At 63.9% G+C, this 18,801-nt stretch carries 17 protein-coding genes; 6 read left to right on the top strand and 11 right to left on the bottom strand.

All coding sequences use genetic code 11. The features are described 5' to 3' along the window. Positions 1 to 25: 25 nt before the first annotated feature. Complete coding sequence (locus ASD67_RS17320) at positions 26 to 2,182, top strand: TonB-dependent receptor (protein ID WP_056349965.1); 2,157 nt, start codon at positions 26 to 28, stop codon at positions 2,180 to 2,182. Positions 2,183 to 2,236: 54 nt separating this feature from the next. Then, positions 2,237 to 2,641 (top strand): RidA family protein, encoded by a 405-nt coding sequence (locus ASD67_RS17315; RefSeq protein WP_056349963.1) that lies wholly within the window; start codon positions 2,237 to 2,239, stop codon positions 2,639 to 2,641. A gap of 190 nt (positions 2,642 to 2,831) precedes the next feature. On the opposite strand, the gene ASD67_RS17310 is transcribed toward ASD67_RS17315, so the two are convergent. Then, complete coding sequence (locus ASD67_RS17310; protein WP_082545140.1) at positions 2,832 to 3,500, bottom strand: TetR/AcrR family transcriptional regulator; 669 nt, start codon at positions 3,498 to 3,500, stop codon at positions 2,832 to 2,834. 369 nt (positions 3,501 to 3,869) lie between these two features. Here ASD67_RS17310 and ASD67_RS17305 point away from each other — a divergent pair, with 369 nt between their 5' ends. The 4 genes from ASD67_RS17305 (at position 3,870) to ASD67_RS17290 (ending at position 9,055) form a co-directional block, all read left to right on the top strand. Continuing rightward, complete coding sequence (locus ASD67_RS17305; RefSeq protein WP_056349958.1) at positions 3,870 to 4,190, top strand: hypothetical protein; 321 nt, start codon at positions 3,870 to 3,872, stop codon at positions 4,188 to 4,190. Then, positions 4,187 to 4,504 carry a 2Fe-2S iron-sulfur cluster-binding protein gene (locus ASD67_RS17300; RefSeq protein WP_056349956.1) on the top strand — a complete coding sequence of 106 codons (318 nt, stop codon included), beginning with the start codon at positions 4,187 to 4,189 and terminating at the stop codon, positions 4,502 to 4,504. The genes ASD67_RS17305 and ASD67_RS17300 overlap by 4 nt, the downstream gene beginning before the upstream one ends. Positions 4,505 to 4,865: 361 nt before the next feature. Further along, positions 4,866 to 7,292 (top strand): TonB-dependent receptor, encoded by a 2,427-nt coding sequence (locus ASD67_RS17295; protein ID WP_162248607.1) that lies wholly within the window; start codon positions 4,866 to 4,868, stop codon positions 7,290 to 7,292. A 158-nt stretch (positions 7,293 to 7,450) separates the two neighbouring features. Next, positions 7,451 to 9,055 carry a GMC family oxidoreductase gene (locus tag ASD67_RS17290; protein ID WP_056349953.1) on the top strand — a complete coding sequence of 535 codons (1,605 nt, stop codon included), beginning with the start codon at positions 7,451 to 7,453 and terminating at the stop codon, positions 9,053 to 9,055. 149 nt (positions 9,056 to 9,204) lie between these two features. On the opposite strand, the gene ASD67_RS17285 is transcribed toward ASD67_RS17290, so the two are convergent. The 10 genes from ASD67_RS17285 to ASD67_RS17240 all read right to left on the bottom strand — a co-directional run bounded on the left by ASD67_RS17285 (position 9,205) and on the right by ASD67_RS17240 (position 18,771). After that, entirely contained in the window at positions 9,205 to 9,963 is a 759-nt protein-coding gene (locus ASD67_RS17285; RefSeq protein ID WP_162248606.1) for an alpha/beta fold hydrolase, read from the bottom strand. Between the two features lie 63 nt (positions 9,964 to 10,026). Next, positions 10,027 to 11,478, bottom strand: coding sequence for an aldehyde dehydrogenase family protein (locus tag ASD67_RS17280; protein WP_056349950.1), 1,452 nt, complete (start codon positions 11,476 to 11,478; stop codon positions 10,027 to 10,029). Positions 11,479 to 11,536: 58 nt separating this feature from the next. Continuing rightward, positions 11,537 to 12,970, bottom strand: coding sequence for a carboxylesterase/lipase family protein (locus ASD67_RS17275; RefSeq protein WP_056349948.1), 1,434 nt, complete (start codon positions 12,968 to 12,970; stop codon positions 11,537 to 11,539). A 143-nt stretch (positions 12,971 to 13,113) separates the two neighbouring features. Next, on the bottom strand, positions 13,114 to 13,590 hold the full coding sequence (locus ASD67_RS17270; protein WP_056349946.1) for a MarR family winged helix-turn-helix transcriptional regulator: 477 nt from the start codon (positions 13,588 to 13,590) through the stop codon (positions 13,114 to 13,116). A gap of 56 nt (positions 13,591 to 13,646) precedes the next feature. Further along, positions 13,647 to 14,414, bottom strand: a complete 768-nt coding sequence (locus tag ASD67_RS17265; protein WP_327197026.1) for a 2-keto-4-pentenoate hydratase — start codon at positions 14,412 to 14,414, stop codon at positions 13,647 to 13,649. Beyond that, positions 14,411 to 15,445, bottom strand: a complete 1,035-nt coding sequence (gene dmpG / locus ASD67_RS17260; RefSeq protein ID WP_056349944.1) for a 4-hydroxy-2-oxovalerate aldolase — start codon at positions 15,443 to 15,445, stop codon at positions 14,411 to 14,413. Before dmpG ends, ASD67_RS17265 begins: the two co-directional genes overlap by 4 nt. Beyond that, positions 15,442 to 16,383 carry an acetaldehyde dehydrogenase (acetylating) gene (locus ASD67_RS17255; protein ID WP_056349943.1) on the bottom strand — a complete coding sequence of 314 codons (942 nt, stop codon included), beginning with the start codon at positions 16,381 to 16,383 and terminating at the stop codon, positions 15,442 to 15,444. The genes dmpG and ASD67_RS17255 overlap by 4 nt, the downstream gene beginning before the upstream one ends. Before the next feature lie 21 nt (positions 16,384 to 16,404). Beyond that, positions 16,405 to 17,205, bottom strand: coding sequence for a 2-keto-4-pentenoate hydratase (locus tag ASD67_RS17250; RefSeq protein ID WP_056349941.1), 801 nt, complete (start codon positions 17,203 to 17,205; stop codon positions 16,405 to 16,407). After that, positions 17,202 to 17,888: a class II aldolase/adducin family protein gene (locus tag ASD67_RS17245; protein WP_056349939.1), complete on the bottom strand. Its 687-nt coding sequence runs from the start codon at positions 17,886 to 17,888 to the stop codon at positions 17,202 to 17,204. Before ASD67_RS17245 ends, ASD67_RS17250 begins: the two co-directional genes overlap by 4 nt. Next, positions 17,878 to 18,771 carry a VOC family protein gene (locus ASD67_RS17240; protein WP_056349937.1) on the bottom strand — a complete coding sequence of 298 codons (894 nt, stop codon included), beginning with the start codon at positions 18,769 to 18,771 and terminating at the stop codon, positions 17,878 to 17,880. The genes ASD67_RS17245 and ASD67_RS17240 overlap by 11 nt, the downstream gene beginning before the upstream one ends. Between the last annotated feature and the right edge of the window lie 30 nt (positions 18,772 to 18,801).

Below are 18,801 nucleotides of genomic sequence, written 5' to 3'. Positions count from 1 at the left end.
ACTGTGTCTTTGGAGCGGACCCGCAATGGCGCAGACGGCCCCCGAAGAGGATCGAGCGAACGCCAGCGAGCCGGAAGGTGATATTGTCGTCACCGCGCAGCGGCGATCGGAATCGTTGCTGGCTGTGCCCTTGGCCGTAAGTGCCATATCGGGGGACGATCTCGTCAATCGCCGCATCATCACCCCAACCGCCTTGAGCTCGGTCGTTCCGAACCTACAGGTGAACGATCAGACCGGCGGCAACCAACCCAATTTCACATTGCGCGGCATCGGGCTCGGCAACGAGTATAACGACAACCAATTGTCGCCGATCGGCTTCTATGTCGACGATGCCTATGTGGTGTCGCGCGGCGCGCAGGGCGGGCAATTTTACGATCTTGAGCGGGTCGAGGTCCTTCGCGGGCCCCAAGGCACGCTCTATGGTCGAAATACGACGGGGGGCGCCGTCAATATCATCACGCGGCGGCCGCGGCTGACCGATACCCAGGGATATGCCGAAATCGGCTATGGAAACTACGACGAACGGCGCGCGCAGGGCGCTCTCGAAGTTACTCCGGTCGAGGGGGTACTCGGCATCCGGATCTCGGGCGACGCCGTGCGACGCGACGCCTATTACGAAAACCTTCTTCCTGGCCAGCCCGATATTCTCAACGCCAATGTTCTGAGCGGCAGAGCCGCCATTCGCCTCAAGCCGAGCGAGAAGCTGGACATCAACCTCCGGCTTTTCGCACAACGTTCGAAGAACTGGCAGCCAGCGTCCTACGCGATCGGCGTCGGGCCCGACGGCGTGAATCCGATCACCGGTTACAACCGTTCCAATCTCGATTGGAACGATATCGAGCTCGACACACCCCGCCGCAACCGAATTACGGCGCGCGGGGCACAGCTGACCGTCAACTATGAACTCACGGATTCGCTCAGCGTCCAGAGCCTGAGCTATTATGACAGGGCAGAACTCAACCTCGGACAGGATGTCGACGGGTCGCCGATCAATCTGCTCAACACCTATTTCGACTCGATCGCGCACGCGTTCAGTCAGGAAATACGGCTTTCCTACGATAGCGAAGCCGTGCAATTCCAGGCGGGCGGCTATTACGGCTGGGATCGCATCCGGGTCGCGAACCGGTACGAAGCCCTGGGCTTTCTGCGGTCGCTCGGCGCGCCGCCCGATCCGACCTTCCAGACCGGTGGCGTCACCGTTCTTCAGAACTACACGCAGATCCGGCGCTCGAAGGCGGTCTTCGGCCAAGCCGACATCAGCTTGTCCGAGCCGCTGACGCTGACCCTCGGATTGCGCTATACCGAAGACACCGGCCGCTATCGCGGGACCGCCTTCTTCGCCGATTACGACTTCGTTCCCCTGTTTCAGACGATCGGCACGCCCACCGCGCCGTATGAAACCCGAGGATCGAACTCGGCTCTTACGGGCCGCGCGGCGATCGAATATGAACTGCCCGACAGCAGCATCCTATATGCGAGCTATAGCCGAGGCTATCGCGCGGGGTCGTTCAACGGCGCTGCCTATATCAGTCCCGACCAGGTCACCTACATCGCTCCGGAGCGGCTGAACGCCTACGAAATCGGCGTCAAGGGCCGCGTGTTCGGCGGCAGCACCACGGTGGCCGCTTCGGCGTTCCGCTACGACTATAGCAACCAGCAGCTCACGGAAATACGGGGCGCCGGCGTCATCTTCCTGTTCAACGCAGGAAAGTCGTCGCTGACCGGCATCGAGGCCGAGATCACTTCGCGGCTTTCACCGTCCTTCACCTTGCGCGCGAGCGGCGGCTATCTCGACGGCAAGTTCGACAGCCTCCTGCTCGACGGGGTTGATCTAGCGGGGAATCAGTTGCCCTTCTCGCCGGAATTTACCGGCAGCGTCGGGTTCGACTGGACGTTCCTGCGCTCCGGAAACTGGCAGGCGAGCTTCTCGCCGACAGTGAATGCGACCAGCAGAATATTCTTCAATCCGCAGAACCAGCTAGTACAAAGCCAGGACGCCTACGCGCTTGTCGATGCCAGCGTCACTGTCGAAAACGGGCCCTACTCGATCAGCTTCTGGGGCCGGAACCTCACCCAGAAGCGCTATTTCGTAAATGGTCAAAATCTCGCGGGCTTCGGGTTTCAGGATCTGTACCAGGGCAATCCACGCACCTTCGGCGTGCGTGTCCGCGCCAGTTTTTAAACGAGCGAGCATCGAGCGCCTTGCGCTCGATGCTCCATTTTCTTGGAGAATAGCATGCCAGTCACCTACATCCATCCGACCGGACTCGTCCGGAATGACACGCACCATCATGTGGCCGTATCGACCGGCACGCGCCAGGTTCATGTCGCTGGCCAGGTATCGATCGACGAACAGGGCCAGCTTGTCGGCAAGGACGACCTCGCCGCTCAGGTCGAGCAGGCATTCCATAATGTTCATCGCGCCCTCCAGTCGGCAAACGCCACCTTTGCCGATGTGGTGCGACTGAATATCTATGTGGCCGGCTGGACGCCGGACAAGATGCAGGCCTTCGGCGAGGGCATCGGCCGCGTGGTGGGGCCGCTGGGCATCGGGCAGCCACCGACCTCGGTAATCGGCGTCGACATGCTCTATATCCCCGATTATCTGATCGAAATCGAGGCCACCGCCGTAACCGACTAAGACGAACGCATCGGGTCGCTACCGCGGAACGACGACGATCTCAGCGCGATGGCGGTGTCAGAAATCGATCCGGAAAAAATCCGGTCCGATGGCATCCCACGTCTGCCGGAGCGACCCGTGTTGCGTGACCGAACGGGGAGCAGACCCCTCGACTGAACGAGTTCGTCCGGCTCGCGACGTGCGCCCGGGCCTAGGTCCTTATACCTGACCGGCCGGGCTCGTGAGAGCGAATTCCCGCGATAATCATGTTGAGCGCCTGGTTGAGACAATTGTCGATACCCGACGTCGGGAAATCGGGCACGTCGATCGCCAGGCTGCTCAAGCCATGGATGATCGCCCAAGTCGTCTCAGCCAGTTCGTGCGTGATATTTTCATCATGCGATTCATCGGGATGGATCAGGTCGGCGATGTCATCGAGCAGATCGTTGAACGCCTCACGGCCGATGGCTTCTCGCGCGGATGCCGGTCGACCAGCGCGGGGGGTTCGGATCAGTTGGGATCGCATCGTCAGGCGGTAGCTGTCGGGATTGGTTGTCGCGTACCGCAGATAAGCGGTCAGATGCTTCCGCAGACGCTGTTCCGCGTCGACGACATCGATTACCGCATCGCGGGTATATTTATGCAGGTCCGCGAACGTCTGGTCGCGAATTGCGACGAGAATGGCTTCCTTGCTGCTGAAATAGAGATACAGCCCGGCCGGCGACACGCCGGCCTCGCTCGCAACGCGCCGCATCGTCGTTTTGGCAAACCCTTCGCGGCTAAACACTCGCTGCGCAGCCGCAAGTATTTCCGGAATGCGTTCATGCCCGTCGCCCCGCGGCTTACGGCTTTTTGGAGCCTTCGATGTGCTTTCCTTCATACCGGAAAAGTCTAGCAAAGCTCGAATGAGAAGGCACCCAAATTATATGGGCAATGTTCATATATATGGTGCCCGGGCCGGAGCGGCGACATGCTTTCCGACACGTCCCGGGAAGCCCGCGCAAGCCGAAACTTGTTTGCGTCGTGGCTGCTGTCCTTTCGCAGATCGCGCAGCGCCGTGCGCCCCCGTACGCCTTGTGCGCGTGCCGGCGTGCGAGGCATCTTGACCCGCATCGAAATAGCATTTAATGCTATGCTAGCATAACTTATGAGATAAAGGCTTTATCTGCCGTGGGCCGACCAGGTCTTCGAGAGCGCCACCTCGCCGACTTGGCGATGTGGAGCCAGCGCAGGTGAAAGGGAGTGGAAAATGAGCGACCTGCGCAACAGCTGGTACATGGCATCCTATGTGGACGAACTCGAGGACGGCGGCGCGACGGCCGCGTTCCTGCTCGGGCTTGCGGGTCCGGTCGCCGGACCCGCAGCGGGCCAGCTCCAAACCTGCTCGAACGCGCGCTCATCGTCCACACATCCGGCAATTCCGCCAAGCTGGGGTTACGTCCCGATAGCGGCAAAGCCGTCTGACGGGATCATTTTGACCGCGATGTTCGAGCGAAAAGGCGCCCAGGATACGGAGCGAGCGCATCGCGATGCGACGCACGGGCAAACAGTGCATGGAGACAAGCCATGATCCGTATTCTAGTCCGCGACCGAAACGGCGACGACCGCTCGATCGACGGCGAGCCTGGCATTTCGCTGATGGAAGCGATCCGCGAAAGCGGTCTCGACGAGTTGGTCGCGCTGTGCGGGGGATGTTGTTCCTGCGCGACCTGCCATGTTTACGTACAGTCACCGCACGCCAGCATGCTGCCGCCGCCCAGTGGCGACGAGGTCGACCTGCTCGACGGCAGCGATCATCGACAAGCCGTATCGCGGCTCTCCTGCCAACTGACCCTGTCCGCCGAGCTGGATGGCCTCGTCGTTGAAATCGCACCGGAGGATTGAAGAGACTGGATATGCCGGCTGCCAGGCTTCGATCCCGAGGCGCGGCAGCGGTCCATCCTGACGTCTCACGCGGGATGACGCAGACGTCCGATTCGCAGCAGTACGGCGCACCCGCTTCGCCGCGCCACGGCCTCTCCGCCAGCCCGGCGACGATGAGGGGCGGGATTGTCAATCACTTGCCCCGCGTCAACAGCCGAAACGCCATATCTTATGGTATCATAAGTTATTATTGCAACTGTTATGGCGGGGGATTATCATCCTGCTGCAAGAGGCTCGAAAGCAGCCCATCACTGGGAGGGGAAACAGGATGTCTGCCTTTACTTTTCGCCGTGCCGAAATGACCACTGCCATGCGGACCGCCATGTCAGCGGCCCCGAGGCGCGATAGACTGGTCTACAGGCTGGCCTGCTCGGCATTAGCGCTTGCCGCGCCCGCTGCGGCCAGCGCGCAGGACGTTGCGGCAGCCGAAGCAACCGATGGTGCGGCCAACGGCCTCGAAGAAATCATCGTCACTGCCCGCAAGCGCGCAGAAAATCTTCTGGATGTCCCCGTCGCCGTCTCGGCCGTATCGGCGGGCGAGATCGAGGCGACCGGCGTCAAGAGCATCGCAGAGATCGCCGATTATACGCCCGGGCTGACCTCGCAGGGCCAAGGCGCCGGCGGCCTTCCCGACCGATCCGCCACCCGCCTCGTGTTTCGCGGCCTGTCGACCAGCTTCGGGACCATTTTCATCAACGGGGCGCCCTACACCGGCAACAATTCCCCCGACATCACCGACCTCGAACGCTTCGAAGTCCTTACCGGGCCGCAGAGCGTCTATTTCGGCCGGTCTACCTTTTCAGGCGCGATCAATTTCGTGACGAAGAAGCCATCGAACGAATTTGCCGCGCGCGTCAGCGCCGAAGCGGGGACCGACAATCTCTATGAACTGCGCGGAACCGTCGAAGGCCCGCTGATCCGCGACGCTCTGACGGCACGGCTCAGCGTTCGGCATTATGAATTCGGGGGCCAATATCGATCCGCGGTCAATGGGCTGCCGCTGGGGCAGCAGCAGACGGACAATCTGTCGCTCGCCGTGGCAGCCAAGCCGGCGCATAATGTCGACGTCTCGCTTTTCTATTCCTTCAGCCGCGACAACGACAGCCACCCCGCGACCGCGAAGCTGATGACTTTTGGCACCACGCCGCTCCTCGACTGCAACCTGGGCGGCACCAGCCCCTATTTCTGCGGCCGGCTGCCCGACCTCTCCGACATCGATCCCGCGTCGATCGGCGACAATATCGTTGTCAACGACCTGATCCGGGGGGCGTTTGTCGATAACAGCCTGCTGGATCTCGACGGCTTCGGCCTTGGCCCCTCGCTTGGCCATTTCGGGCTGAAACGCGACATTCACCATGTCAACGGGCGGATCGACGTCGAGACGGACGGCGGCTGGCAGTTCTCTGCCGTCGGGTCTTACACGAACACCGCGCTGACCAACATCCGGGCGCTCATCGGCCGCGATACGTCGGCGCTTCCCAATCCGTTCATCGACCCTGCCCTCGCTCCCCTGCAACCGCAATTCATCCAGCTCGCTGGACTGGCCAAGCGCGAGACGAACGACCTGTTCGGCGAAGTTCGGGTGTCGACCCCGCAGAACAAGCGCGTTCGGGCCACATTCGGCGCGAGCTATTTCAAGGTCTATGGTCCGGCAACGGTCGGCTATCTGATCACCAATGTCGGCCCGCTGCCCTCGACGTTCGACGGAGGCACCGATTCAGGCGTCAGCACCCCGGCGGTCTTCGGCGGCCTTTATATCGACCTGTCCGACACGGTAACGGTCAGTGCCGAGGCGCGCTATCAGTGGGACAAGATTTCGCAGCAAGCGGTGTTTCCGCTTGCCGGACCGCTTCTTGGAAACACGTTCAAGAGCTTCTCGCCGCGGCTCACCGTCGATTACAAGATCGCGCCCGATCATATGATCTACGCCACCTTCTCGCGAGGCTACAAGCCGGGCGGCTTCAACGCGGTGCTCCCGACGCTCGCGCCCGCACTCTCGGCGCAGGTTCCCGCGGGCTTCAACACCTTTTACGCTGAGGAGCAGCTCGACAATTACGAGGTCGGCCACAAGGGCAGCTGGTTCGACCGCAAGCTGCGCACGACGCTGGCTCTCTATTATCTGCAGCTGAGCAGCGCGCAGGTCACGACGCCCGTTTTCCTTCCCGGCCCGCCGGCAACGCCGATCAATCTCGTCAACAATGTCGGCAAGGTAAATCTGTGGGGGGCCGAGTTCAACGGCGACCTCTTCATCAGCGAGAATCTGACGATCTCCGGATCGGCCGACTATAACGACAACAAGATCAAGCGGTCGGTGTTCCCCGACGGCGCCTTCATCCTGGGCACGACCGACGTGTCGGGCAACATGCTGGACCATGTGTCGAAATGGCGCTTCAGCCTGTCGCCGGTGCTGACGTTCGACGGCCCGTTCGGTACCAAGAGCAGCCTGCGGCTCGACTGGCTCTATCGCAGCAAATGGTTCACGGACAATGGCAATTCGGCCTATGTCCGCGGACGCCACCTCGTCAACGCACGCGCCACGTTCGACGTCGGAGACGCATTCAGTTTCGAGCTCTACGTCAAGAATCTGTTCAACGACGACAGCTTTTCCGAAGCGTTGCGCGCGCCCGACACGCTCTATTCCGCGACGCCCCCCCTTCCGACGCCCGTGATCACGCCGACCCAGAACACGATCTTCCTCGGCCTCCCCGAGAAGCGGCGGTTCGGAGCCAAGGTCAGCCTGCAGTTCTGATGCCCTGTCTACGGAAAACAGTCGCGATCGAGGCTCTCCCCAAGAGCATGAACATACGCCAAAACCGAAACCTAAACGCTTTACCGGAAACCAAAAAATGTGGCCCTGGAAGGCACTCTCTCCCAAGCGCCACCTCGGCATAACCTGAAAGAACGGCCATGAACCAGTCAGGCAAAGACGTTTACGACTATGTGATCATCGGCGGCGGCTCGGCCGGAAGCGTCGTTGCCAGCCGGCTCAGCGAAGATCCCGATCGCTCGGTTCTCCTCCTCGAGGCAGGCGGTCCCGAGCGCAGCCTGTATATCGCGATGCCGCTCGCCTATCGATTGCTGCGCACCAAGGGGCTTTTCGACTGGGGTTATGAATCGGCGCCCGAACCCTTTGCCGACGACCGCGTCGTTCCGGCACCGCGCGGGCGCGTGCTGGGCGGGTGTTCGTCGGTCAACGGACTCATGTATTCGCGCGGCCACCCGGCTGACTATGATCAATGGGCCCAGATGGGCGCGTCGGGCTGGAGCTTCGACGACGTCCTTCCTTATTTTCGCAAATCGGAACGGAACTGGCGGGGCGAGACGGACCGGCATGGGGGGTCGGGGCCGCTCGGCGTCGCTCGCGCCGATTTTTCCGATCCGCTGACCGCCGCGCTGCACGACACGGCACGCAGCAAGGGTCACCGGGTGGTCGACGACTTCGAGGCCGACGGCCCCGATGGGTTCGCCCTGCCCGACCTCACCGTCGATCGCGGCCGGCGCGCAAGTGCCTCGCGCGCCTTTCTGGGACAAGCCAAGGGCCGCTCCAATCTTTCTATCCGGACCGGGGCGCAAGCGACGCGTGTCCTGATCGAAGGCGGCCGCGCCGTGGGGGTCGAATATATCCGCGCGGGTCGCCGGCAGACCGTCCTGGCAGCACGCGAAGTGGTCCTGTGCGGCGGCGCCTTTGCATCGCCGCACCTGCTGATGCTCTCGGGCATCGGCCCGGCCGAAGAACTCCGCCGCCACGGTATCACGGTGCAGGCAGACCTCGCAGGGGTCGGGCGAAATCTTCAGGACCATGTCGTGACCCCGATGATGTTCGCGGCGAAAAAGCCCTTCGCCTTTGGCCGGCGCCTGCGGGCCGACCGCATTGCCATGGCGGGGCTGACCTGGCTGCTCACCGGGCGCGGTCCCGCCGCAACGGTTCCGCTGACCTCGATCGCCTATCATCGGTCGCGGCCCGATCTTGAGCGCCCCGACCTCGAGAATATCTTTGTTCCCTCGGGCATGTCGGCGCATGTGTGGTTCCCCGGGTGGCGCCGGCCGGCGCCCGATGTGCTGACCTCGATCAACGTCGTGCTGCGGCCCGCGAGCCGCGGCTTCGTCACATTGGCCTCGTCCGATCCGCTTGCCGCGCCGCACATCCAATATAATCTGCTGGCCGACCCGCAGGATCGGGAGCGGCTGAAATACAGTGTCGCCTGGACCCGCGACCTGCTCAGCACCGGACCGGCCAGCGCGTTCGTCGGTGAAGAATTGTTTCCCGGTCCGGGTGTTTCCGAGTCCGCGGCGCTGGAGGCCTATGCCCGCAAGACGGTCGCCACGGCGCATCATCCTGCCGGCACCTGTGCGATCGGCCCGGTCGTCGATGCCGCGCTGCGCGTGCATGGCGTCGAAGGCCTGCGCGTCGCCGACGCGTCGGTCATGCCCGAGCTGATCGGCGGTCACACCAATGCGGTTGCGATCATGATCGGCGAAAAGGCCGCTGACCTGCTCATGGTGGCAAGCTGAGCGGCGCACCGCTAGCCTGAAGAGAGCGGCCCGATCGGCGCGGAAAGGCGTGACGCGATCCACTATGCTATAGCGCGCCGCGGTCGCCTCCCGGCGCGGGCTTGACCCGGCACAGGAGGAACCGCCGCGCCGCGCAAAGCAAAGACGGGCTAGTTCAATCCGTCGAGAGATTCAGCGATCAGCGTCGCGAGCATGACAGGGTCGGTCAGATGCGCGAAATGGCTTTGCCCGCGCACCGGCAGCAAGGTCAGACCGGCAATGCGCTGAACGAAGCCGGCCGCGTTGTTGCGCGTCCACTGGTCGGCCTTGGAGCCGAGCAAGAGAGCGGCTCGCGCCTTGAGTCCGGCACAGTCCTCGACCGTCGGCGCGAAGCCGTCGAGTGCCTCGCATTCGCGCAGGAACGTCCGCAGATGCGCGTGATGATGGTCCCAGGTCGGGGTGCCGCGCGTCGCCTCCACCGCATCGGCCGGCATCCGCAGGACATCGGTGTAGAGCAAGGCGAGCGCATCGGCCGTGTTCCCTTGCTCGAACAGCGCCTCCACCGATCGCAGCTTCTCGCCGCCGACCGGCGCCGCAACCGCAGTGGTCGGCTCGTAGAGCACGAGGCTGCCGCCGAATCCGGTGCGCAGCGCATATCCGAGGATCAACGCCCCGCCGTAGGAATGGCCGAAGAGGTCGACCTCGCCGCCGAGCGCGGACACGACCTTCGCCAGATCGTCGATCTCGACATCAAGGCTATGCGCCGAGGCATCGCCGCTTCGTCCCCTGCCCCGCCGTTCGATGATGACGACGCGGCGCGTGCGGGCAAGAGCCCGGGCGGTTGCAAACCATTCGTCGGCGACCGTGAACGCGCCGTGCGAGATCACAAGCGGCCGCCCCTCGCCGAACGAAAGATAGGCGATCTCCACGCCGTCGCTGGAGACGATCCTATGCTGTGAAGCCTCGAGCATCGACGATCCTCCCGCAAGCGGTCAATAGAGCCGGGCGATAACCGACTTGGTTTCCATATAGGCATCGAGCCCCTGCGCGCCGCCCTCGCGGCCCCAGCCCGATTCCTTGTAGCCCCCGAAAGGCGTCCAGAACTCGGTGGGGCGGTGGGTGTTGATCCATATCGTTCCCGCACGGATCGCGCGCGCGACGCTGTGCGCCTTCGCTAGCGACGTCGTGTAAACGGCACCGGCGAGGCCGTAGCGCGACGCGTTGGCCTGCTCGATCGCCCAGTCGAGATCGTCGAAAGGCATCGCCGACAGCACCGGTCCGAAAATTTCCTCGCGCACGACCCGGGCATCGGCAGGGGCGTGCGACAGGATCGTCGGCTCGATGAAGAAGCCGGTGTCGCCGCGCCGTTTGCCGCCGGTCGCGACCTCCGCCCCTTCGGCTACGCCGCTGTCGATATAGGCCATGACGCGGTCGAACTGGGTTTGCGAGATCACGGGCCCCATCTGTGTCGCTTCATCGAGACCGTTGCCGACGACCAGGTTCGACGCGATGCCCGCGACGGCCGCCATCAGCCGGTCATAGATGCCGCGCTGCGCGTAAAGCCGCGACCCCGAATGACAGGCCTGGCCGGAATTGCTCATGATGCCGCCGACAATCGCGGGCGCCGCCATTTCGATGTCGGCGTCGTCGAGCACGATGACCGGTGACTTCCCGCCAAGTTCGAGCGATAGACGCTTGAAATTGCCCGCCGACGCCTCGATGAGCTTGCGCCCGGTGGCGGTCGACCCGGTGAAGCTGATCTTGTCGACGTCGGGATGCTCGGCCAGCGCCTGACCGGCCACCGAGCCGAGGCCCGTGATGACATTGATCACCCCCGCCGGAACTCCTGCCGCCTCGGCGATACGGGCAAGCCGCAGCGTGTTCAGCGAGGTATCCTCGGCGGGCTTCAGAATGACGGTGCAGCCCGCCGCAAGCGCCGGCGCCAGCTTGTGGCAGGCCAGCATGAACGGACCGTTCCACGGCACGATCAGCGCCGCGACGCCGACCGGTTCCTTGAGCGTGAAGCCGTGGAACGCGTCGCCCGCGCCAATTTCGCCGGTCTGACCATGGATCTTGCCGATCCAGCCGCCAAAGTACCGAAAGGCTTGCGCGCCATTGGCAACGGTCATGCGGGCCATGGCGATCGGCATCCCGTTTTCGCGAACTTCGGCCACGGCGAGCTCGTCTGCTGCCGCCTCGATGCGAGCGGCGATGTCGAACATGATCTTGGCGCGCTGTGGATACGGAATGGAGCGCCAGCGCCGCCCGTCGAAGGCCGCCCGCGCGGAGCGCACCGCTGCATCGACATCGCGGGCATCGGCCGCCGCGACCTCACCCAGCGTCTCGCCAGTCGCGGGATCGATGCTCGGAAGATGCGCGCCCGAATGCGCACGCTGCCACTCACCATCGATTAGAAGCGTCTCCGCTCCGACATTCGTCGCCATGCTTATATCCTCTCCGGTTGGCCGGCAGTGCTTTGTTGCCGACCGCGCGCTGCTGAAATTAATCGAAGACCTCCGACAGGAAGGTCATATGCTCCGAACGCCACCGCGTGCCTTGCGACAGCGGCAGATCGAGCCGCTGAAAGGGAGCCGCGTCAGCGTCATAGGCTGGCCAGTCTGGGAGGCCTTCGGCGGACGGTTCGCCATTCTCCGCAAAGGCGATGAGATAGCGGCCGACCAGGTCCGCCATCGCCGCATCGGCAGGAGTGACATGGGGCCGCGTGTCGAGGAAGGTCTCGGATTCCTCCGAATGGGTCGGCGGCTGCTGGGTGTCGCCATGGCGGTAGGTGTAGACCAACCGAAAGGTTCGCGGCTGGCGACCGGCAAATGCGCGCGCGAGCCGCTCGACCGGAAAATTGATCGATATGTCGCCATAGGCGGCGGCAACGGCACCGGCCACCTCCGCCTCGGTTTCTGCAGGATAGAGCAGTTGCGCCCGTTCGGCGTGGGCGCCGAAACTGTCCGAGAGATAGTCCAGATGATCCGCCAGCGACGAAATCGCCATCCGGCGAGTGAAGAAGCGGCCTTCGTCCTCGTTGGTCCCGATGATGACCGGGACCGCGGCAAAGCGGCCTTCGGCGTAAGCGCTGTCGCTTGTCACCAGATGGCCGTCGACGATCGGTCGCATCGGCCGGGCCACCGAAAGATTGGAAGGGGCGGCCGCGAGCGATTTCGCCTGATCGAGCAATTGTTCGGCGGTGAGGCTGCGCATCTGCTCGGCCGTCATGTCGAGCGCCGCGCTCGATGCTTCGGCCTCTTCGAGCGACAGCAGCGGAGAGATCGACCCCGGCGATAGCAGGACCGCACGATCGAACAGCGGCTGCTCACGTTCCATGGCGAGCATCAGCAGTCCCGCCGCGGCGCCCGACGATTCCGCCATATAGGTGATCCGGCCGGGGTCGCCTCCAAAGGCCGCGATATTGGCGCGCACCCACTCGAGGGCCGCGACATGGTCCATCAGGCCGTAGTTGCCTGAGCTCCCGTCGGGAGATTCGGCGCTCAGCGCGCGATGCGCGAGAAAGCCGAAGATGCCGAGCCGGTAATTATAGGAGACGAGGATGGCACCGCGCGCGGCGAGCCTGGCAAGATCTTCCGTCACGAAGGCGCCGCCGCCGGTCGTGAAGCCGCCGCCGCCGCACCAGACGATCACCGGCCAGCCGCCCGCACGCGCTTCTTCGGGGGCCCAGACATTAAGGTACAGGCAATCTTCCGACATCTCAGGCGCGCGGGACTGCCTCACGCCGGACACCTGCACCGCGTCGGCCCCGAAGTCCTGCGCCTCTTTGACGTCGGCCCATGGCGCGACGGGCGCAGGGGGCCGCCAGCGCAGCGGTCCGACCGGCGGCGCCGCATAAGGAATACCGCGAAATGCCAGCAAGCCATTCTCGAGGCGAACGCCCCGCACCTTTCCCGCGGTGGTGCTGACAATCGGCATGATGCTCTCCCAACGATACGCCTGAAGCGGATTCGATATTGTTGCTGACCGATAACAGTCGGCTATATGCTATCGTGGCATAATATATTATGCCATGTCAATTGCCGCGCCATAAGTGGATTTTGACCGAGCTTCCGCTTTGATCAGGCCGGATCCTGTCCCACCGGTCCGAGCCCGAGCAGCAGGCGCAGACAGCGAAGAAAGACCGGACGCATGTCTTCGGGCAGCGGCGCGAGAATCTCGTCCTGCGCGGCGGCGACGAGCGGAATATGGTCCAGCAGCAACTCCTTGCCGGCCGGAGTTATATGCATCGTCCAGGCCCGGCCATCGTGCACGTCGCGCGATCGCAGGACCCAGCCTCGGGATATCATTCGTCCGATCATCTCGGCGATCGTCGCCTTGTCGAACCCCGTAAGCGCAACGAGCCGGCTCTGTGCGGCTCCCGGGTTCTGGTAAAGCACGATGAGCAGCGCCATCTGCTGCCGCGTGATCTCGTCGCCGACGAGCGCTGAGAAAATCTCGTAGGACCGCTGATGGTTGCGACGGAGGAGATGGCCGGGCGTGTCGAGCAGGCGCAAGCCGGCCAGCAGCCTTTCCCTCTCCTCCCTCTCGTCGCCCATCGATGATGCATCCCTGCTGTGATCGGCCGACATCTGACAGCGGTGCGGCCGGCGCGTCAACCGGACGACACGCGAAATTCGACCCGGCCGAGGTTCTGCACTTCCAGCCGGACATGCTGGCCAGGGACGAGCGGCTCCGCGGCTGTTGCCCCGCCCGCCATGACCACATCGCCGGCCTGGAGCGGCTCGCCTGCGCGCGCCGCGAGGCGCGCTGCTGCGACCAGCGAGCGGATCGGATCCCCCAGGATCGAGGCCGTGGAGCCGACCTGCCGCACCTGGCCGTCGAATCCGAGGATCAGGCCGAGATTGGAGAGATCGGTGCCCGGATCCGCCCAGGCGCCGGTGACGAATGCCGAGGACGAACTGTTGTCGGCGATCACATCGGTCAGCGAAAATTTGAAATTCTCGTACCGGCTGTCGATGATCTCGAGGGCCGGTGCGACCCCGACGAGCGCGGCGCGCGCCGCCATCGCCGTGACATTTTCGCCAAGAGGAGCGCCCAGCAGAAAAGCGATTTCGGGTTCGACGCGCGGGTGAACGAAGGCCGGGAAGTCGATGGTGCCACCATCCTCGACCAACATGGCGTCGGTCAGGCGTCCCCACAACATGTCCTCGATGCCCATCTGCGCCATCTTGGCGCGGCTCGTCATGCCCATCTTGATCCCGACCCGTCGCTCGCCGCGCGCGTAGCGCAGCGCCATCGATCGTGCCTGGACGGCATAGGCATCCTCGACGCCGAGCGGCTCGGTAAGCTGGGGTGTTGCCGTCGCCGTCCGGGCTGCCGTGTCGAGACGTTCGGCCAGCGTTTCAATCAGCGTCATCATGCCGCCTCCTTCTGCTTAATCATGTCGAGCGCGACATCGACGATCATATCCTCCTGGCCGCCCACCATCTTGCGGCTGCCAAGTTCGACGAGAATCTCGCGCGTATCGAGGCCATAATCGGCTGCGGCCTTTTCGGCATGGCGCAGGAAGCTCGAATATACCCCGGCATAACCGAGCGCGAGCGTCTCCCTGTCGACACGAACCGGACGGTCCTGCAACGGACGCACCAGATCCTCGGCAGCGTCCATCAGCGCCATGACGTCGCAGCCATGGTTCCACCCCTTGCGGTCGACTGCGGCGATGAACACCTCGAGCGGCGCATTACCGGCACCCGCGCCCATGCCCGCGAGGCTGGCGTCGATGCGGACCGCGCCCTCCTGCGCCGCGACGATCGAATTGGCGACGCCGAGCGAGAGATTGTGGTGCGCGTGCATGCCCCGTTCGGTTTCGGGCTTGAGGACGCGGTCATAGGCCTGGAAGCGCGCGCGCACCCCGTCCATGTCGAGAGCGCCGCCGCTGTCGGTGACATAGAGGCACTGCGCGCCATAGCTTTCCATCAGCAGCGCCTGCTGGGCGAGCGCGTCCGGCTCGATCATGTGGCTCATCATCAGGAAGCCGGAGACGTCCATGCCGAGATCGCGGGCGATGCCGATATGCTGCTTCGAGACATCGGCCTCGGTGCAATGCGTCGCAACGCGCACCGACCGCACCCCGATATCATAGGCGCGCTTCAGCTCGTCGACCGTTCCGACGCCGGGCAGGATGAGCGTGGTCAGAACCGAGCGGGTCAGGACGTCGGCGACAGCCTCCAGCCATTCCCAGTCGGTATGCGCGCCGAAGCCATAGTTGAAGCTTGCGCCATTGAGGCCGTCGCCATGCGCGACCTCGATCGCATCGACCCCGGCATCATCCAGCGCTTTCGCGATCGAGCGGACATGATCGATACCATACATGTGACGTATCGCGTGCATGCCGTCGCGCAAGGTGACGTCCTGGAGATAGAGTTTGTCCCTGGTTGCATCGAAGGTCATGCTGCGGCCTTTCTGGACATGATCTTTTCGGCCAGCAGTTCGCCGGTGGCCTTTGCGGCGGCGGTCATGATGTCGAGATTGCCGGAGTAGCTCGGCAGATAATCGCCTGCGCCTTCGACCTCGAGGAAGATCGAGGTCTTGATCCCGGTAAATTCACCATAACCGGGAATCGTCAGGCGGTTGTTGTCGCCGAAATGTTCGAACTGCACCGCCTGCTTCAGCCGGTAGCCGGGAACATAGGCTTGCACCTTTGCCACCATCGCTTCGACCGAGGCGCGAATGGTATCTTCATCGGCGCCTTCCGACAGGGTGAAAACCGTGTCGCGCATGATCATCGGCGGCTCAGCGGGATTGAGGATGATGATCGCCTTGCCCTTCGCCGCGCCTCCCACCTGCTCGATGGCGCTCGCGGTGGTCCGGGTGAATTCGTCGATATTCGCCCGGGTGCCAGGGCCCGCCGATCGCGAAGAAACCGATGCCACGATCTCGGCATAATGGACGGTGGCGACCTGGCTGACCGCCGCGACCATCGGGATCGTCGCCTGCCCGCCGCATGTGACCATGTTGACGTTGGGCTGATCGAGATTCGCATGCATGTTGACCGGCGGAATGGTGAAAGGACCGATGGCGGCCGGCGTGAGATCGACGACCTGCTTGCCATCGGCCCGCAGGGCCGCATCGTGCACCTTGTGCGAGTAAGCACTCGTCGCATCGAAGGCGATGCCGATCTCGGGATAGACGTCGAGCTTCTGCAGCCCCTCCAGCCCTTCATGGGTGGTGGTGATGCCGCGCTCGCGCGCCATCGCCAGGCCCTCGGACGCCGGATCGATGCCGACCACGGCCACCAGCTCCATGTTCTGCGGATATTTGATCATCTTGATCATCAGGTCGGTGCCGATGTTGCCCGACCCTATGATTACGGCTTTCACTCTGTCCATGTTGCTAACCCCTCTGAAATTTCACTGACCGAAGGCGGCGCGCACCGAACCGACCCCCTCGATACGCGTCTCGAAGACATCGCCCGGCCGGGCGTCGACCATCGGGCCGAGTGCGCCTGAGAGCACGATGCTTCCTGCTTCGAGGGGGCGGCCGACCTTCGCCAGCGTTCGCGCCAGCCAACCGAGGGCGTGCAGCGGATGGCCGAGACAGGCGGCACCGGCTCCGAAGCTGACCGGCTCGCCGTTCTTTTCGAGGACCATTCCGCACAGCCGCAGATCGAGATCCGCGACCTGCACTGGCGTCGTCCCGAGGACGAACAGACCCGACGAGGCATTGTCGGCGATCGTATCGACGATGCCGATATCCCAGCCGGTAATGCGGCTGTCGACGATTTCCAGTGCCGGAAGCGCATAATCGATCGACGACAGAAGTTCCGCGGTGGTCAGCCGATTGATGTCGGGCGATCGCCGCATGACGAATGCGACTTCGGCTTCCACCTTCGGCTGCAGGAGACGTCCGGGAGCGATCACGGCGCCGTCTTCGACCGCCATGTCCGCGAAGAGAATTCCGAAATCGGGCTGGTCGACGCCAAGCTGGGCCTGTACCGCCCGGGCCGTCAGACCGATCTTGGCGCCCACGATATGCCGGCCGTCGTTCAGCCACCGATCGGTGTTGAGGGCCTGGATCGCATAGGCATCCTCGATCGTGCCCGCGTCCTTCAGCGCGTTCCGGATAGGCGCTATCGCGCCCCCGCCATAGGCTCCCGCCAGCGCGTCGGCATGGCTCTGCATCGCCGACGTATCCGCTGCTTGACTGATCATGCCGCTTCCTTCCATTCCACATCTCCAAAACAGAGATAGTCCCACATGCGTTCGTAGATGCCGCCGGCCGCGGTCGCGCGCGCGGCCGCCTCCTCGGCGCTATATTCCAGTGCGCCGAGACCGGCGGCGCGGGCCGGAAGAAGCGCCAGTTCGATCCGGGCGGCATCTTCGAGAAAAAATGTATTGGCGGCGGCGGTCTCCAGCGTCCGGCCGGTGACGACGGCACCGTTCCCCCGCAGCACGATCGCGGTCGCCTCGCCGAGCATGTCGGCCACCTGCACGGCGACGGCGTCCTCGCGGACGAGCGCGGTTTCTGGCCAGAGCGGCGGCATCGGCGCAAAATAGGTACCGAATCCGTGCAAGGCGCGCGGGGTCATGCCGAGGGCAGACAGCGCCATGACCGCCGGCGGCTGGACGCGGCAGATTCCTCCGACATCCTCACGCTTCCGGTAGATTTCGCGGTGAAGCCGCACTTCGCCCAGAACCCCGTCGGGCAGCGGCCCGTCGAGCGGGACCAGCGTGCCTTCATCCTCGACCGAGACCGTCGGAAGCGGTCGGGGCGGCGTCACGAGAAAGTGGCCCGCATCGACACGCTGGCTGACATGCCCGTAGGCATGCGCCAGCCCGTGCCGCCCCATGGCCCGCGCCGCGAGCCGCAGGATGTGATGGGCGTCATCCCGCATGGGCGATGCTGCCTTCTTCCTCCGAGCGGAATTCGGCGATGTCGGGCTTGGATCCCCATGTGCAATAGCTGCTCGGCTCGCGCCGGAATTGCCGCGGCACATGGCGCCGGTCCTCGTCCTCCGAAAACACGCGCACGCCGCAGCTATATTCGTAGATCATGCCGTCGGGGCCGTAGAAATAGAGAAAACGCGCGCCCGAGGTGGCATGGCGTCCGGGGCCGAAAGCGATCCGCACCCCCTGCTCCTGCAGGAAGTACCAGGACCGCATGATGTCATCGACATCCTCGACCTGGAAGTTGATGTGATGGACCCCGGCATAAGCCGAGTTGAAGAGCGCGACCTTGTGATGGACGCCATCGATGCGCAGGAGCGCGGCATCCTCGATCCAGTCGCTCACTTTGGCGCCGAGCTGTCCGGTCCAGAAGGCTTCGTCGGTGCGCGCATCGGTCGTGCGCAGGCCGACGTGGCTGAACGAGGTGATGCCGGCGTCGCGCGGGGCAAAATATCGGCGGCCGCTCGCGGCCGGCCGGGCAACCAGTTCGATGGCGTTGCCCGTCGGATCGGTGAAGCGGATGAGATCACGCACCCGGCGGCGCTCGCACTCCTCCGTATTACCGCGGCGAACCGCGACGCCGGCGGCCTCCAGTTCCGCGGCCGCACGGTCAAGCTGGTCCGAGGTCGCCATTTCGAAGCCGACGGTGTGGCCCACGGCCGCGCCCTTCACATAGCAGATATTGTGATCGCGATCGTCGCCCCGAAGATAGGCGGCGTCGGAATCGCGGTGCACGAGCTCGAGACCCAGAATCCGGACGGCAAAATCGACATTCTCGTCGAGGCGGTCGGTTCCGATGCGAACATAGCGGATATCATGCAGGTCGGCCATGAGCTCTCTCTTTCAAACTGCGGGCGAAAC

Source organism: Sphingopyxis sp. Root1497 (assembly GCF_001427085.1).
Taxonomy (GTDB): domain Bacteria; phylum Pseudomonadota; class Alphaproteobacteria; order Sphingomonadales; family Sphingomonadaceae; genus Sphingopyxis.
Note: the sequence above shows the minus strand (reverse complement) of the source record. Positions and strands in the feature narration are given on the sequence as shown.

Coding starts and splice junctions, on each gene's coding strand:
- ASD67_RS17320 (WP_056349965.1), top strand. CDS start 26: ATGGCGCAGACGGCCCCCGAAGAGGATCGAGCGAACGCCAGCGAGCCG.
- ASD67_RS17315 (WP_056349963.1), top strand. CDS start 2,237: ATGCCAGTCACCTACATCCATCCGACCGGACTCGTCCGGAATGACACG.
- ASD67_RS17310 (WP_082545140.1), bottom strand. CDS start 3,500: ATGAAGGAAAGCACATCGAAGGCTCCAAAAAGCCGTAAGCCGCGGGGC.
- ASD67_RS17305 (WP_056349958.1), top strand. CDS start 3,870: ATGAGCGACCTGCGCAACAGCTGGTACATGGCATCCTATGTGGACGAA.
- ASD67_RS17300 (WP_056349956.1), top strand. CDS start 4,187: ATGATCCGTATTCTAGTCCGCGACCGAAACGGCGACGACCGCTCGATC.
- ASD67_RS17295 (WP_162248607.1), top strand. CDS start 4,866: ATGTCAGCGGCCCCGAGGCGCGATAGACTGGTCTACAGGCTGGCCTGC.
- ASD67_RS17290 (WP_056349953.1), top strand. CDS start 7,451: ATGAACCAGTCAGGCAAAGACGTTTACGACTATGTGATCATCGGCGGC.
- ASD67_RS17280 (WP_056349950.1), bottom strand. CDS start 11,478: ATGGCGACGAATGTCGGAGCGGAGACGCTTCTAATCGATGGTGAGTGG.
- ASD67_RS17275 (WP_056349948.1), bottom strand. CDS start 12,970: ATGCCGATTGTCAGCACCACCGCGGGAAAGGTGCGGGGCGTTCGCCTC.
- ASD67_RS17270 (WP_056349946.1), bottom strand. CDS start 13,590: ATGGGCGACGAGAGGGAGGAGAGGGAAAGGCTGCTGGCCGGCTTGCGC.
- ASD67_RS17265 (WP_327197026.1), bottom strand. CDS start 14,414: ATGATGACGCTGATTGAAACGCTGGCCGAACGTCTCGACACGGCAGCC.
- dmpG (WP_056349944.1), bottom strand. CDS start 15,445: ATGACCTTCGATGCAACCAGGGACAAACTCTATCTCCAGGACGTCACC.
- ASD67_RS17255 (WP_056349943.1), bottom strand. CDS start 16,383: ATGGACAGAGTGAAAGCCGTAATCATAGGGTCGGGCAACATCGGCACC.
- ASD67_RS17250 (WP_056349941.1), bottom strand. CDS start 17,205: ATGATCAGTCAAGCAGCGGATACGTCGGCGATGCAGAGCCATGCCGAC.
- ASD67_RS17245 (WP_056349939.1), bottom strand. CDS start 17,888: ATGCGGGATGACGCCCATCACATCCTGCGGCTCGCGGCGCGGGCCATG.
- ASD67_RS17240 (WP_056349937.1), bottom strand. CDS start 18,771: ATGGCCGACCTGCATGATATCCGCTATGTTCGCATCGGAACCGACCGC.